This is a genomic window from Rhodothermales bacterium, from assembly GCA_017643395.1.
Taxonomy (GTDB): Bacteria; Bacteroidota; Rhodothermia; order Rhodothermales; family UBA10348; genus JABDJZ01.
In genome coordinates, this window is the sequence record JAEPNP010000004.1 from 232,433 (window position 1) to 247,092 (window position 14,660).

A 14,660-nucleotide genomic window follows, 5' to 3' on the forward strand; every position below is an offset into this window, starting at 1 on the left:
GCTTGAACAAGCGGCTGCGCGAGATTCTGACCCGCCTGGGCAGCTTTGCGCTTGCGGGGCTACTGCTTTGGCTGGCCCTGCGAAACGTGGAGTTCTCTCGGGTCATGGAGGACCTGCGGAGTGCCAACTACTGGTGGCTCCTTCCGCTGACGGCCGTCACCCTGGGCGCCCACTGGCTCCGGGCGTGGCGGTGGACGTTCCTGCTTCACGCCTTGCCTGCCGAGGACTCCAGAAAGCCTGTCGATGTGCTGGGAGCGTTTGGTGCACTCATGATGGGCTACATGGCGAACTACGTGGCCCCCCGCGTTGGAGAGTTGGTCCGCAGCGCGAGCGTGTCCCGGCGATACCGCACGGACTTCGTGCCCGTGTTTGGCACAGTGATCACCGAGCGCGCCCTGGATGTGGTTACCCTGGCCCTGGCTTTTGCGACGCTGCCCCTGGTGTTTGCAGGTCGGCTGGGCGAGATCGAGGAACTGCTTTGGCGACCTCTGGCCGACCGGATTCCGGAGGTCTCACCGCTGCTGGTGGGGCTCGGATCGCTGGTACTGGTCGTCGGTGGCGTGCTGGCCATCAGCTGGCTGCGCCGCGCCCGGGACGGCCGTTTGGCAGGAATGCTTTCTGCCCTCCGGGACGGACTGATGACGGTGGCCCGCACCCCGCGTCGCGCCGAACTGCTGACAAGTACCGTACTGATGTGGCTGGGCTACGGGCTCATGGCCTTCATCCCCTTTGTCATGTTCGGTTTCCACGAGACCTTTGGGGTGGACCTCGTTGACGCCTGGGGTTTGATGCTGCTGGGAGCAATTGGCGTGCTGGTGCCGGCGCCCGGAGGCATCGGCTCCTACCACTACATTACCATCCAGTCCCTGGTGGTCCTGTATGCGTTTCCGTCAGACGCCGCCGCCTCGTACGCCATCCTCACTCACACGGGCCAACTGTTGATCTACGTCGTGACCGGTGCCGTCTTCGTATTCGGCATGGGCTTCCACGTCGCGGGCCCGGGAGATACTCACGGGCGATGAGGAACGGGCTCCTGCTTGCCCTTCTGGGCGCGGCTACCGCGGCATCTGCGCAGACAGAGCCGCCGGTCCGGGGCTATCCCGACCGTGTGGTGGACATCCAGTCGGTTACGCTTTCCGTCGACGCTCGCGGAGCGGAGCTGCAGGCGCACCTCCGTGCGGCCTTCTCCGCGACAGAGCGCGGCGTGCTTCAGTTTGCCTGGCCCACACACGGCCTCACGATTGACTCTGTATTCGTCACTCCAGCGGGGGGGGATACGGCGCTCTCGGTCGTGCGCGGCGACTCGCTCATCGTCAGTCTGTCCGAAGGCCTGGATGACCTGCGCACCTCCTTCCTGGACGTTTGGTATCGAGTATTGCCTGGAGCCGGTTTCGCCCCACCCGACCCCGACTGCTGCCTGATCACAGAACGTCGATGGCTGCCGATCCCGGACGACCCTGGAGACCGGTTCCGAGTCCCTGCCCTGGATATCGCCGTGCCGGATGGATGGTCCGTACCCACGGCGCAGGCGCTCGCGGACACCAGCAATGTGTATCGCATCACACCGGCCCGTGCGGTCCACCTGCAGCAGCTCGGCTTTGTGGCCGGCCCCTTCGAGGCGCAGGGAGAAGACGCGGTCGTCCTGCATCTGGCGCCAGGGACTGATGGGGATGCGGATCGCCTGCGAGACGACATCGCCCAGGCCCATGCCTTCTTTGAGCGCCGTACGGGATTTCGCCTGCCGTGGCAGGGTCTCGCCGTGGCCCTGGTCCCCGGGTCTTCAGAACGCGTCTTGCCAGGCCTGCTGATTCTGAGCCAACAACGTGTGCGCAGCGCCCGCTCCGGACTGACAGACCAGGACCTGGAGTTGGCGGCAGCCACCGCACGGCAGTGGACCCACATTGCGTTGGCACCGGACTGGTGGGCTGAACGCTGGGTGGGCGAGGCGCTCGCGGGTGCGATGGCCCTCAGCTACCTGGCGGATAGCGTGGGGCCGGCAGCGACAGTTGAGGCTCGATTCGCCCTGATGGCGGCGTATCTCCAGGAAACGCGTTCCTTCCGCCGGCCCCTGGTGTGGGACCGCTACGTGCAACCGGAGGACCTGCTGGACCTGCATGCGCTGGCCAAGGCCCCTCTGGTCATGTACCGGGTACTGGAGTTCGTGGGCGAGTCCGCATTCTGGGCGGATGTCAGACGTCTGCTGGCGCGGCACGGCTTTGAAGCGATTGACTCGGGCATCCTGCTCGAGGTCCTCGAGCCGGACGGGCCCGGACCGGTTGCTGCGCTTTTTGACACCTGGGTCTTCGCGGCCGGTCACCCTGAGCTGCAGGTCGCCTATCGGTGGGACGCGGACGCCGAACACACCGTGGTCGAAATCACACAGACACAGGAAGGCCCGCTGGTACCCTCCAGATTTCCGCTGCAAACGGAGATCGAATGGCTTCCCTTTGGGGAGCCGGATCGCGCAGCCGCCACGCTGGACGAGCGCGAGGCCACGGTGGCCCTGAACACCGGTTTCGCGCCTCGGTACGTGACGCTGGACCCTGACGGACTGCTCATCGCCGAGGTGCACCCCCCGCCCGGAGATATTGCGGACGTTTCTGCGCGACTGCGCTACGGCGGGTTGGGCGTGCGACTGCGCGCAGCCGCGGACCTCAGCCGTGTTGCGGCGGATCCTGCGGCGGGCATTACGCTCCGCCTGGCCCTCCAACAGGAAGAACGCGCATCGGTCCGGGCGCGGCTGGCGGCAGCGGCGGCCTCTCTCCCGCCCTCGGCGTCCCTCACCAGCTTGCTGGCCACGCTGCTCGAGGATTTCGACCCTGCAGTGCGTCATGCGGCTATTGGCGCCCTCGTTTCCCGGTATCCGGAAGGGGATGCCGATGGCCTGATCGAGGCGGTCGCGCAGCGCGACACAGCCTTCGCGGTCCAGGCGGCCGCCGTGAGCTCCATGCGCGGACCGGGCGCGGAAGGCCTGGCCCGGGCTGCCCTGATCACGCCGTCCGAGGAGGGCGTAGTCAGGGCAGCAGGCCTGGCCCAACTCGTGCGCCTCGGGGTCGCTACAGCGGCCGACTTCCTCACACATACTGCGCCGGAATCGCCCGCCGAGTTCGTACGCGATGGACTGATGCTGGCCGACGGTCTAGAGACGACCAGGCCGCTTCGCATCCGTGTGCTCGAATTGCTCGGCGCCAGGGCCTGGACTGTCAGGTGGAACGCATGCCGACAAGCGGGACATCTGTTGATTTCCGGCAATCGGCCTGCCGTTGAACGACTGGCAGAAATGGAATCCCATGCAGGCGTGCGCGGGTGTCTGGAGGATCTGGCGGCAGGGCTCTGAGACTGGTTTGTTGCCGCTCGGACCGCCCCGGCGTGACTGCAACTCGCGCCATGGGCCGCACCATTCAGGTCAATTCACTTTGCAGGGGTCAGGGGCTGCCCTACCCTCTTTTTGCGAAGTCCCCCGACGGGCGCTTCCGTCCCAAACGTTCCATTTTCAGCGAAACGATATGCAAGCCGTGGCTGATACGGACCTCAAGAATCCGCTTTCCGGCCTGATAAGCGACGAGGTCTACAGCGTCCTCGAAGATCACAATCTCCTTAGCGAAAAGGGCGTGCGTGATTTCCAGATCCGGCAGCGTTTCCGAAGGATGCGTGACCAAAACGTCACCGCCTACGACGCCATCGAGAATCTGCGAGAATCCTACCCCTACCTGCAGTTCGATACGATCCGGAAGATCGTCTACAAACTGAACGGCAAACGCCACTAGAAGCCCGGTCGACGGCGTCCCACCGCCCTGTCAAAGGGCCCTCTCTCGGACGACGCACTTCCCTCCCTTGGGACGCTCTCGACTTTCAAGGCTTGTCGCGGCCACGCACCGCGGCGAACAGGAGAATCCCGGCCGCAACCGACACATTGAGCGACTCGGCTGGACCGCGCATGGGGATTGACACCCGATAATCGCATGCCTTTGCGACACCTGCGCGCATGCCTTCCCCCTCGCTGCCCATGACCAGCGCTGTGGGACGGTCCCAATCCATAGTCCAGACCGTTTCCTCTCCTCCTCCGTCCGCGCCGGCGACCCAGTAGCCTCGCTCCTTCAGCTGCTGGATCACATCCGTCACGTTGTCCACCCGGGCGATGGGGATGCGGCGTGCCGTGCCGGCACTTGTTTTGATCACCGCCGTGTTCACTCCGGCCGATCCACGGGTCGGCAGGATGACACCGCTGACGCCTGCGGCGACGGCAGAGCGCAGAATGGCTCCGAGGTTATGCGAATCCTGGACCCCGTCCAGGATGAGGACCAGCGGCTTGCTGGACTTCACCGCATCATGATCCGGCGCAATCTCCCGCAGCATCTCGTCGACGTCGCGGTACGCGACTTCGGCGACCACGGCGGCACAGCCTTGATGGTTGACACCGGGAGCCAGCCGCTCAAGACGCTGTCCGGGGACCGACTGCACGGGGGTGCCCGACTGCTTCGCCAACGTGCGCAGCTGGGCAGCCACCCTCCCGTCCATGCCGTTCTGGAGGTAGAGCTTCTCCAACTGCTGACCACGCTCGAGGGCTTCCCGCACCGGGTTTCTGCCCGCGATTACGGTGGCTTCAGGCTGCTTTTTTCGGGCCACGATGGGGCTCGTATACTGGTTGATGCTGACCGATCAACTTACGATCTCCTGCCGCTCGAACACCGCCCCGCTCCGCGAGGCACTGATGAAACATCCGGACGCGGCATGGACCCAGGTCCACCGGGACTGGCAAACGCTGGGTTTCGTATCGGAGCCGGACCTACAGGCCGCCGGCCGGGAGTTTGACGCGCTTGTGGCGCTCCTCGAGGCGGAAGGCGTGCGGGTCAGCCTTCTGCAGGGCAATGACTCCACAGATGCGGACAGCCTGTACACGCACGACCCCGGAACGACCATAGGTCACGGCCTGGTACTGGGAAGCATGGGAAAGCCCAACCGGCGTCACGAGCCGGCTGCACTGCTCACCTGGGCACGGGAAGCAGGGGTCGATGTACTGGGCGCCGTTGAAGCTCCAGGACTGTTGGAAGGAGGTGATCTGATCTGGCTCGACCACAAGACCGTTGCACTTGGCATCGGATTCCGGTCCAACGAATCCGGGGCGCGACAACTCGAGGAACTGACCGGACTGAAGGTGATCCGCGTGCCCTTGCCGTGGTTTCAGGGACCCGGCGATGTGCTTCACCTCATGTCTCTGATATCGCCTCTGGCCGAAGACCTGGCGCTGGTCCATCGCCCGTTGCTGCCGGTCCCGTTTCTTCAGGAGCTTCAGGCACGAGGAATCCGCACCGTAGACCTCCCGCCTCACGAATACGACTCACTGGGCTGTAATGTGCTCGCGCTCGCACCGCGGCGCTGCCTGATGGTGCACGGTAATCCAGACACGAGAGCCGTTCTGGAATCGGCCGGGTGTGAGGTGCTGACTTTTCAGGGGGATGAAATCGCTCGAAAAGGATTGGGTGGCCCCACCTGCCTCACTCGGCCGCTGGTGCGGGGCTGAGGCTACCGGTTTCCGCCGGCCATGCGCGCGGCAGCGGGCAGACGGCGCAGTCTGAGCATGCTGGCCGTACCGAACAGGGGACCCAATGCCAGGACCGCCAGAGCGATACCCCATCCCGGCCCCTCGGCAAGTACCGGAGTCAGACGCAGGGTCACCAGGGTCAGCAGAAATCCGATGCTGGTCTGTACCGTCAGCGCGGTACCGACGTAACGCCGGTCCGCCAACTCGCTGACCGCGGCGGAAAACTGGGCTGAATCGGCTATCACGGCGAAACCCCAAACCATGGCGACCGCCGTCAGCAAGCCGGGCGCGGCGAAGAGGAATCCAGCCACCAGTGCACAGGCGCCAGACAGCACCATGGCCGCCGACGTCACGCGCGTGCGTCCCCATCGATCAGCCCATCGCCCGGCCAACGCACATGAAATGCCACCGGACGCCATCATGAAGAAGGCGGCCAGCCGCGCCGCGCCCGGCGACCATCCGGCTGCCGCGTAGCTCTCCAGCAGCAGGACCGGGACCCAGGCCCAAACCGCGTACAGCTCCCACATGTGGCCGAAGTAACCAAAGTTCGCCAGTCGTGTTGGGCGATGGGTGAGTCCGGCAAGCGCCTGCGTCCAGTCGAAGGGGGCCGATCGCGCGACGTGCGGCCCCATGCGCACAAAACCGAAGCACAGGATCGCTGCGACCACCGAGCATGCGGAGGTCGCCCACATCACGGAGCGCCACGGCGGCAGCCCCCCTCCGACGGCATTGAGAAGATGAGGGGCGGCCGAGCCGACCGCGAGCGCGCCGACCAGCACTCCGATCCACAATCCCCGGTCAAGTCTCGTCCACGACGCGACGATTTTCATTCCGGGCGGATAGACAAGCGCCAGAAACGCTCCCGTCAGAAATCGGAGGCCTATGGCACCCCCGGCCGCGCTTGCGACCAGGGGTATGAGGCCATTGCTCACCGCCGCACCAAGCGCACCCACGGCAATGACTCGGGGAGCCGGCCAGCGATCCGGCAGGTTTCCGAACGCCGAGAGCACCGCGCCCACCACGAACCCCAGCTGCACACTCATGGTCATCCAGGCTGCTCCGGACGCGTTCAGGTTCCACTCGACCTCCAACTGGGGAACGAGCGCGGACGCGGAGAACCACACGCCCATCGCCAGCAGTTCGGCGCCGGCAAGCAACATGAGTTGTGGAGTTTTCCCAGACATCTGGCAGCAGGGGCAAACGAAAGCGGGGTCGCCGAACAGTTCGGCGACCCCGCAAACTCGGCAACAGGCCTGATCAGTCGTCCGTATCGAGGATCGCCTCGATACGGGCTTCCACGTCCCGGAGATGGAGCCTCGTCGTGCGATCGCGCGTCCGGGTCAATGCCCGGCCCACGTCCCGATTGATCTCCTCGAGCTCGCCGCGCACGTAGGCCCGGATGTCGCTCTGGCTGACGGAAATGGGTGCAAACCCGAAGGACGCGAAGAAGCTCGGCACCGGCGGAGCCTCATTCTCCATCAGGTACTCGAGACGCGCCAAATGGCCCCGCTGCAGGTTGCGACGGAACGTCGAGATCGGCTCGCCTCCGTCCAGCTCACGCCAGATGGAAGTCCGGAGGTCGCCGAACATCTCGCCGACGGTGTAGGTGTCGTCCATCATCACCTCAGCCTCGATCATGCGACCGAGCCGCTGCGGATCGAGTAGACGATTGACCGCGCCGACCTGAAAACGACGGATCCGGTCGACCGCACCCACGCCCTCGACGCGGCGCAGCACGTCCTGGTTCAGCATCCAGTCCGGAGTGGTGAACACCTGGCGATCCAGCCAATCCATGGCGGCACGCTGCTTGTCCTCCGCGGCCATCTCGTGCACGGGACCCTCCTGATCGTACGTCTTGGGCGTGGTCAGCATGCCGCCGACCCAGGCACCTACGTGCCCCACGTAGCGGTTCCACTGGCCCGCCACATTGCCGTACAGTTCGTTCAGGTCTCCGTAGTCCTTCGCCTCTTCCTCGGTCCATTCCACGAGGTTGTCGAGAATGCGCTTGAGGTTCTCCACGCCGAGGTCGGACGCATAGACCGCATCGTCGCCGAGGTCTTCGTTCTGATTGCGTGGATCAATGCGCGGTCCCTGAGCGCCATAGAAGTAGCGCGGATCGTCTGCGCGCTCCACCACCCAGTCGTTGAGAAACTTGCGTTCCTCGTCCGGGTCGTCCATGCCGGTCCATGAGTACCCCCACTTGGCATTCCAGTCATCGTACTCGCCGAGCTTGGCGTAAAAATTGGTCACGCCGTCCCCCGGCTGAGCGATGTAGTTGAACCGGGCATAGTCCATGATGGACGGGGCGGTGCCGTGCGTCGCCGTAAAGGTCGGGGAACGCAGGGAGTCCACCGGGTAGCCGTAGCTGACGCCCCAGTTGTGTGGGAAGCCCAGCGTGTGTCCGACTTCGTGCGCCGACACGAAACGGATGAGCTCGCCCATCACCTCATCGTCAAACTCCACGCTGCGGGCATCAGGATTGACGGCTGCGGTTTGCACAAAGAACCAATTCCGCAGCAGGTTCATGACGTTGTGGAACCAGCCGATGTCGGACTCCAGGATTTCGCCCGTGCGGGGATCGTGCACGTGAGGGCCGTAGGCATTCTGCACGTCCGATGCGAAGTACCGGATCACCGAATAGCGCACATCTTCCGGGCTGAATTCGGGGTCTTCCTCTTCCGTCGGTGGGTCCATGCCCATGATGGCGTTCGAGAAGCCGGCGGCCTCGAAGGCACGCTGCCAGTCATCCACGCCCTGCTTGAGGTAAGGGCGCCACTTCTCGGGGGTGGCCGGATCGATGTAGTAGACAATCGGCTTTACCGGGTCTACCAGTTCGCCGCGAGCGTAAGCCTCAGGATCGGAGGGCTCGAGGCGCCAGCGCGTGATGTAGCAACGCTGCTCGGCTTTCTGGGCATCGCGGCCGTAGTCGGTCAGCTGCACGCTGAAGAACCCAACGCGCGCATCGCACAGACGCGGAGTCATGGGGTCCTCCGGCAACTCGATCATCGACTGGTTCATCTCCAGGGAGATGGCACCTGTCGAGGACTGGCTGGGAGGCTGGCTGGCCTCGTAGGTCAGCACATGCCGCACTTCGATGTTCTGCGGGTACGACTTGGCCGACACCAGGTACGTGCGACTGCCGTCTACCCGTCGCACCTGGTAGTTGGAGCGCCGTCCCCGCTGCAATCCGAGCGAGGGCACATCGGACGTGAACAGGTTCGACACGTCGATCACAACGCCGGTGGTATCCTCATTGTAGGCCTTGATGTCGAACGACATGATGATGGGCTCGAAATTCGAGTTCAGCACCGCCTGGTAGATGGGCTCATCCTCGCTCGCCACGTTCTGGTAGGCCACCGTGCGCAGCAGCACATTGTCGTCCACGCGCTCCCAGCGAACGACCTGGGTGTTTGCCTTTTCGCCACCGTACCCAATGTTGTCCGCGGTCTTGGCGATTCGGGTTACGAGCAGCAGTTCGCGCCCCAGCAGGTCGTCAGGAATCTCGTAGTACAGGGTCTGGTCATCCCGGTACACGTTGAAGAGGCCTTCGTCAGAGTCGAAGTCGTCCTTGATGACGTCCTTGAAAGCCTTGGGACCGTCGCCGTTGTCACCACCGCGGGTCGGGCGCTGGGGCGTCGTCTGCTCAGCGGCCGCCGTATCCGGCGTGGCTGACTTCTGAAACGTGCTACAGCCTGCCATGAGAAAGATGGTCAGGCAGACTGCTGTCAATCGCGTCATGTCTGGTTCGTTTGGGATCTGGATGGGAGTTAGCGTACTAGAATAGCCCTCAACGAGCTACAACGGAAACGGCTGAAATCAGGCGGTCGCTGCCCACTCGGATGTCGTCGAAGTAGACGAAGGCCGTAATGGTATTGTCAAAGCGTGGGGATGCGCCGCGGGAGGCCCGCGCGGTGGCCGGGTCGGAAAAGGCGTAGCGGTACTCGTAGCTCCCCTGCTTCAGCAGCAGAGTCGCTTCATACCGGCCTCGTTCGGGTACCCAGGTCATGCGGTTTTCGTCCCGGGCCTGCCAGGCGGAGAAGCCGCCGATCACCGTCACGCTGCCCGATACCGGCAGTTCGTTCTCCGGCACCAGCGAAAAGGTGACTTCGACGTATTCCGCCCCGGTGCCCGCCTCCGGCAGATTGCGACTCGCCTGGTCCACCACGATCTGGCCATTCTGCAGGGGTGCGGTGGCCGTGCCGGGAAAGCGGAAATAGTCGGGTTCCAGGAGAACGTGATAGGGCACGTCCAGCAGGTCCACGCGCTCGATCCGACCGCCGGGCCGCAAGTCCGAGACATCCACGAAATAGTCCGAAGCATCGGCAAGAAAGGACTCTCGCGGCTCCAGGTAGTAGCGCAGGGCGGGCTGGTAGTCCAGAGCGGGATCATCCGTGCAGCGCGCTCCGGGAATCTGACCGTTCCTCAGGAAACACACCGAGTAGTCGAAGGCGGAGGTGGCCGCGGCATTCGGCGGCGTAAAGCGAACGGCGGGCTGTACCGCTGGAAACGGCTCCCCGATCACGCGGACCTCATCCAGCACGAAGTCCAGCGGCGTGCTTTGTTCGGTCACGTGGAACGGCCGCTCAAACAGTGGCTGCTCTTCCATCCCCTGCTCCGTGACCCGAATGACGTAGTTGCCGCTGAGGCGGAAGTCGATGGTCTCGTTCGGGAAGACGTAGCGGTAGTGCACATAGGGCACGTGGGTAGCCCGCGAAGACTGGTAGTCGAACAACTGGTCTCGCTGAAACGACGTCAGATACTCCGCCGGTACCAGATCGCGCCGCCAGGTGCGGTCCGCGTGGTAGAAGTAGACCGATAACGGACGGGGGTCATTGCCCATCACGTCGAAGGCCAGGGTCAGCGACTGCCCCCTCCCCATGGGCAGGATGGGCAATCCGGACTCGTCGCCCGTGCGATACAACTGCACGGTGCGCACCGAAGACGCTTCCGGAGCAAGCTGCAGGCCGGGAGCGTCCACCCGAGGAGGCGATCTCCTTTCCTCACCGGCCCTGCCTGCCTCCTCCGCGGAGGCGCAGCCGGAGAGCAAGAGGACGACCAGAACCAGACTACGCGTCATGGGAGGAGTTCGGTGTGGCGGACGGCGGCGAAGCGGTAGCGATCAGCGAGGTACCGAACGTGCCGTGCCATGGTCAGGTCCCCGATTCGTCTATAGGCTGCGACCGCTCGCAGTGCGGAATCTGCGGCCGCCTGATAGGCACCGGCCACGAATGCTTCGTGCGCTGCCTCCCGTGCGTCATAGGCAGGCTTTCGCAGCTCCAGCCATACGGGCAGGTCGCCGCCTGCGGCCAGGCGGGCGCGTGTACGCTCCGGCCGGGCCCATCGCGGAAGGCGGTCGGCGACTTTCCTGAGCTCCTCTACGGCCTCCGGTCCCGGGAGCAGGCGTGCGCGCAACCAGGCGAGCTCGATGGTCAGGCTGTCTGCCGCGAATTCGGCAAGCCGTGCCTGCACCAGGGCCGTATCGCCAATCGCCAGACGCATGCGACTCCAGACAGCCAGGATCTCCGGCGCTTCAGGCGCTAGTTCCAGGGCCCGTTCTGCCCCGGCAAGGGCGCGCGAGGAATCGCGCTCCGCCCAGGCCCGGGATGCCTCAGACAGATTCTGAAGTGGGGGCGGCAGATAATGCGGGCAGTCTCGCTCAAACAAGGATGGACTTCCCAGCCGTCGAGCCGACCGGATGCGCGCGTCCGCATCCACCCAGGTCCGCTCGACCAGGCTGGCCCGCCACCCGGCCGTCAGGTCGGCCACCGGAGCGCCGTAGTTACCTGCCAGACGCCCCGTGCGGTAGGCTTCCTGCAGCACGTCGGTCCCTGCCACCCTGATGAGATACCGGGTGAATGCGCCCGTGATGGTATAGGACACGCCGCCCCTGCCTGTCCAGAAGCCCCACGGGGAGAGTGCCGCGGGTAGCGCCTTTTCGACATCCAGCCCCGTTGCAGCCAGAGCAGCAGCAGACAAGTCCTCCTCAGATGGTCGAGGGCCCGGAGGCTCCAGGGCCACGGCCAGGCCTTCCACGAGTCCGACAGCTGGTGAGGCGCGCAGGACCGGCATGCCGAACTCGCGTGAGAAGGCGTGCACCAACTCGTGCGGCATGATCTGCTCCAGGCTGCCCTGCTCCACGTGGATCTGAGGGCGCGCGAGCCAGACCGGAGCGACGCTGGTGACCCGCGCCCCGGTCATGTCCTGACGCGCCCAGGGGTGGGGGTAGATGTAGGACGTTACCCTGGTTGCGGGCACCACCCCAAGGATCCCTGCGATGCGCTCAAACTCGTGTTCGTGCAGAATAACCGCGCGATCGAGCGCATCGGGCTCCAGATATTCCGGATCGAAGCGGATGTCGAAGTGCGGTGTCTGGACCAGACCCGGCAGTCGATGCTCGAGGGCGTCATAAGTGGTGTTGATGCCCAGCCGGCCGGAAAATGCGTACAAGCCACCCAGCACAAAGGTCAGTACCACCAACGCCGCCGGCCTCCTGCCTGCCAGGGCGAACCCCCACAGGGCCCAGACCAGCGTCATGCCCCGAAACCAGAACAGACCCGGCCTGATCGCCAGTTCCTCGTCATACACGGGTCCCAGCACGCCACCGAATACGTGATTGTAGGTGTAGAACTGGGGATGCAGGCCAAGGTCGTACACCACTCCTGCGACGATGACGCACACGCCAACCCCCACAAGGGTCCGGCCACCCAGGCCCAGACGTGTAAGCGCCGCCGCCACCCCGACCGCGAGCACACAGGTCACCACCGGAAAGAGCACAAAGAAGCCGAGGCCCGTCAGCCAGCCGCAGTTCGGCGCCCACAGCATGGGCAGAAGCATCAGCGCAAGGGGCAGCACCAAAGCCAGGAGTCGCCCCTGCAGCACTTCGGTCGGCTTTCCCCGGCGCAGGCGTGACAGGGCCGCAATCCCAGCAATGAAAAAAGTGGCCGCGGCCAGCACGGCCGCCGACTCCACGTGCAGCCGGTTGAGCAGCGGCACAGGCCACATCGCCAGGGAAATCACCCCATAGGCCAGCAACTCTGCCCGCCCAGGCGTGCTTCCCTGACGCGAAGCGACTCGCCCGTTCATGGGCGCTCGTCTACAGGAAGATGTACGACAGGCCTACCGAAATGACTTCCTTCGCCTGCAGATCGTCCGTCACGTCCCGGTCGTAGAGCAGCGTCCATTCCACGTTGACGTTAAGGAAATCGTTGACCTTCATCGCGACAGCATTCTCCCAGATCAGGTCTGGAGCATCCTCGCTCCCAAAGGCTGCAAACAGGCCGAGGGTCGACGTGTAGTGCACATTCTCGGCAAGCTTGCGATCTATCTCCGAAAACGCCTCGAGACCGATCTCCGTTCTCATGCTCTTGTCGGGGTCGACTCCATAGAGCGGCCGCAGGCGTTCAATCATGACCACCGTCTCCTTGGCCGCCAGGCCAAATCGCTGGGTGAACCAGGATGACGGGACGTACGTCAGGCCAACAGTCTGCGTAAACGTGGCCGGCGAGAAGAAGTCAGATACCTTGACCGGAGGCGTTCTGCCCTCCTCGAACGGGTCCTTCTCAAAGTTCTTGCCCGGGGCGAACTGACTGCGAAAGCCCGCCGCGACCGTGGGTTGAAACGTGCCCAGGAAGCCGACCCCGCCTGCGTACTGGAAGTTGGACCGGAAACGGATCAGATCTTCGGCTTTTCGGACTTCCAGCGTGTCCTGACGCACGACCCCAAACGTGAGCCGCATCGTATGCTTTTGATGCCAGGTGCCCACAACTTTCTCCGCCGAGCCTTCTGCCCCGACTGTCGCGGCCAGGGTGTTCACGCCGCCTTCAGCCCAGTTGCTGAAGCCCGCCTGCGCGCCAGACACACGTCCGATCAGCGAGCGAGTCCACGTCGGCGTTTCCGTCGTATCCGCGTCCTGAGCCAGCGTCACGGGCGCAGTCAGGAAAGCGGCGAGCAAAATCAGGGTAGCTCTCATCGTACATCAGGGGTGAATCCGTTCGGCAATATGGCCCAAAAAGAAGAAAGGCCACACCCCAGGGCGCGGCCTTTCCAAGCTCGTGGAAAGCCGGAGACTAGTTGTTCTTCATCTCCTGGACCTGGACGCGAATGTCCTGGGCCATGGCCTTCAGGTCCTGCATGGCTTTGCGGACACGCGTGCCTGCAGCTTTGTTGCCTTTGTCGAAGAACTTGTTGAAGTCCTCTTCGAGGCCGTCTACAAAGCTCTTCAGCTCACTGAACTTGCTCATACCACGAATCCTCCGTGATTGGGTTTGCTCGGAAGGTAAAAGATGGGCCTTGTTGCCCTGGGAGACGCCCAACTTACGGTGCTCGATTCCGGGTAGTCAAGAAAAAATCGGCCCAAACGCCCTTAAAATCGCAGATTAAGCCTCTGCGAATACGAGTTCCGCGCCTCTGTCCGGGTCCACGGAACCCACCTCGGAAACTCCTAAAACGCGCAGACTTAGGTTCGGGAATGAGCTCGCTTTCGGAAGCGAAATTTCGCCACTGAGTTCCCTGACTTGTGCGGCCGATATTTTTCCGGCAACGCGGCTGTTTGTGACCCAAATCAACCGGAAATGACCGGAATCGGACGCCGCGAGCGCCTCGCAGGCGTCGGCCAACGCGGGGATCGACAGCTTGCCGGGCTCTCCCATCGCGACTCCGAGCACCGGTACGGCCCCCATATCGGCGCTCTGCCGGAGCAATCTCACGCGCGCAGTGCCCGGCGTCAGCAGTTCGCGGTCGACCCCAAGGAATCCAACCGCCGGCAGTCCGTTGTCCGTCAGACCCTGCACCGCCTTGCGGTTTTCCTGACGCAGAGCGGCGATGATGGCCCGGTCGGTGACCGCATCCCGGCCCGCAAGATCGGCCGAGAGTCCATCGCCCTCGAGAATGCGCTCGGTAACCTCTCCGGCACCATGAAGCAGAATGGTCGGGTTTTCGGGCGATGCGGTCAGTGCCCGACCCAACCGGTCCCAGATCATGAGATCGCCGGTCAGTCGGGAGCCTATCACGAGTACGCGAAGGGGTCGCATGTGGTGTCGTTCAATCGATCAGCAAGATATCCACAAGGCCCCTCCGGACCGAACTCGCGGCCGATCTTGACCGTTGGTATTTGCGTTCC

The 14,660-nt window shown here is 64.1% G+C and carries 12 protein-coding genes; 4 read left to right on the top strand and 8 right to left on the bottom strand.

Annotated features, from left to right (window positions below):
* The first annotated feature begins 2 nt into the window (after positions 1–2).
* From JJ896_13655 to JJ896_13665, 3 genes are all read left to right on the top strand, one after another.
* Positions 3–1,022 carry a flippase-like domain-containing protein gene (locus tag JJ896_13655; protein ID MBO6780694.1) on the top strand — a complete coding sequence of 340 codons (1,020 nt, stop codon included), beginning with the start codon at positions 3–5 and terminating at the stop codon, positions 1,020–1,022.
* The gene (locus JJ896_13660) at positions 1,019–3,337 is read left to right on the top strand and encodes a hypothetical protein (GenBank protein ID MBO6780695.1); all 2,319 of its coding nucleotides are present in this window, start codon (positions 1,019–1,021) and stop codon (positions 3,335–3,337) included. The genes JJ896_13655 and JJ896_13660 overlap by 4 nt, the downstream gene beginning before the upstream one ends.
* 169 nt (positions 3,338–3,506) lie before the next feature.
* Positions 3,507–3,767 carry a hypothetical protein gene (locus tag JJ896_13665; protein ID MBO6780696.1) on the top strand — a complete coding sequence of 87 codons (261 nt, stop codon included), beginning with the start codon at positions 3,507–3,509 and terminating at the stop codon, positions 3,765–3,767.
* 85 nt (positions 3,768–3,852) lie between these two features.
* Here JJ896_13665 and rlmB read toward each other — a convergent pair whose 3' ends face one another.
* Complete coding sequence (gene rlmB, locus JJ896_13670; protein MBO6780697.1) at positions 3,853–4,626, bottom strand: 23S rRNA (guanosine(2251)-2'-O)-methyltransferase RlmB; 774 nt, start codon at positions 4,624–4,626, stop codon at positions 3,853–3,855.
* 85 nt (positions 4,627–4,711) lie between these two features.
* Between rlmB and JJ896_13675 the strand changes: the two genes are divergently transcribed.
* Positions 4,712–5,521: a hypothetical protein gene (locus JJ896_13675; GenBank protein MBO6780698.1), complete on the top strand. Its 810-nt coding sequence runs from the start codon at positions 4,712–4,714 to the stop codon at positions 5,519–5,521.
* A 2-nt stretch (positions 5,522–5,523) separates the two neighbouring features.
* Here JJ896_13675 and JJ896_13680 read toward each other — a convergent pair whose 3' ends face one another.
* From JJ896_13680 to JJ896_13710, 7 genes are all read right to left on the bottom strand, one after another.
* Entirely contained in the window at positions 5,524–6,702 is a 1,179-nt protein-coding gene (locus JJ896_13680) for an MFS transporter (GenBank protein ID MBO6780699.1), read from the bottom strand.
* Between the two features lie 97 nt (positions 6,703–6,799).
* Entirely contained in the window at positions 6,800–9,280 is a 2,481-nt protein-coding gene (locus tag JJ896_13685; protein MBO6780700.1) for a zinc-dependent metalloprotease, read from the bottom strand.
* A gap of 49 nt (positions 9,281–9,329) precedes the next feature.
* Positions 9,330–10,619: a DUF5103 domain-containing protein gene (locus JJ896_13690; GenBank protein ID MBO6780701.1), complete on the bottom strand. Its 1,290-nt coding sequence runs from the start codon at positions 10,617–10,619 to the stop codon at positions 9,330–9,332.
* Positions 10,616–12,625 carry a hypothetical protein gene (locus JJ896_13695; GenBank protein MBO6780702.1) on the bottom strand — a complete coding sequence of 670 codons (2,010 nt, stop codon included), beginning with the start codon at positions 12,623–12,625 and terminating at the stop codon, positions 10,616–10,618. The genes JJ896_13690 and JJ896_13695 overlap by 4 nt, the downstream gene beginning before the upstream one ends.
* 10 nt (positions 12,626–12,635) lie before the next feature.
* Positions 12,636–13,511, bottom strand: a complete 876-nt coding sequence (locus tag JJ896_13700; GenBank protein ID MBO6780703.1) for a DUF3078 domain-containing protein — start codon at positions 13,509–13,511, stop codon at positions 12,636–12,638.
* Between the two features lie 97 nt (positions 13,512–13,608).
* Complete coding sequence (locus JJ896_13705) at positions 13,609–13,782, bottom strand: hypothetical protein (protein ID MBO6780704.1); 174 nt, start codon at positions 13,780–13,782, stop codon at positions 13,609–13,611.
* Between the two features lie 135 nt (positions 13,783–13,917).
* On the bottom strand, positions 13,918–14,571 hold the full coding sequence (locus JJ896_13710) for a hypothetical protein (GenBank protein ID MBO6780705.1): 654 nt from the start codon (positions 14,569–14,571) through the stop codon (positions 13,918–13,920).
* Between the last annotated feature and the right edge of the window lie 89 nt (positions 14,572–14,660).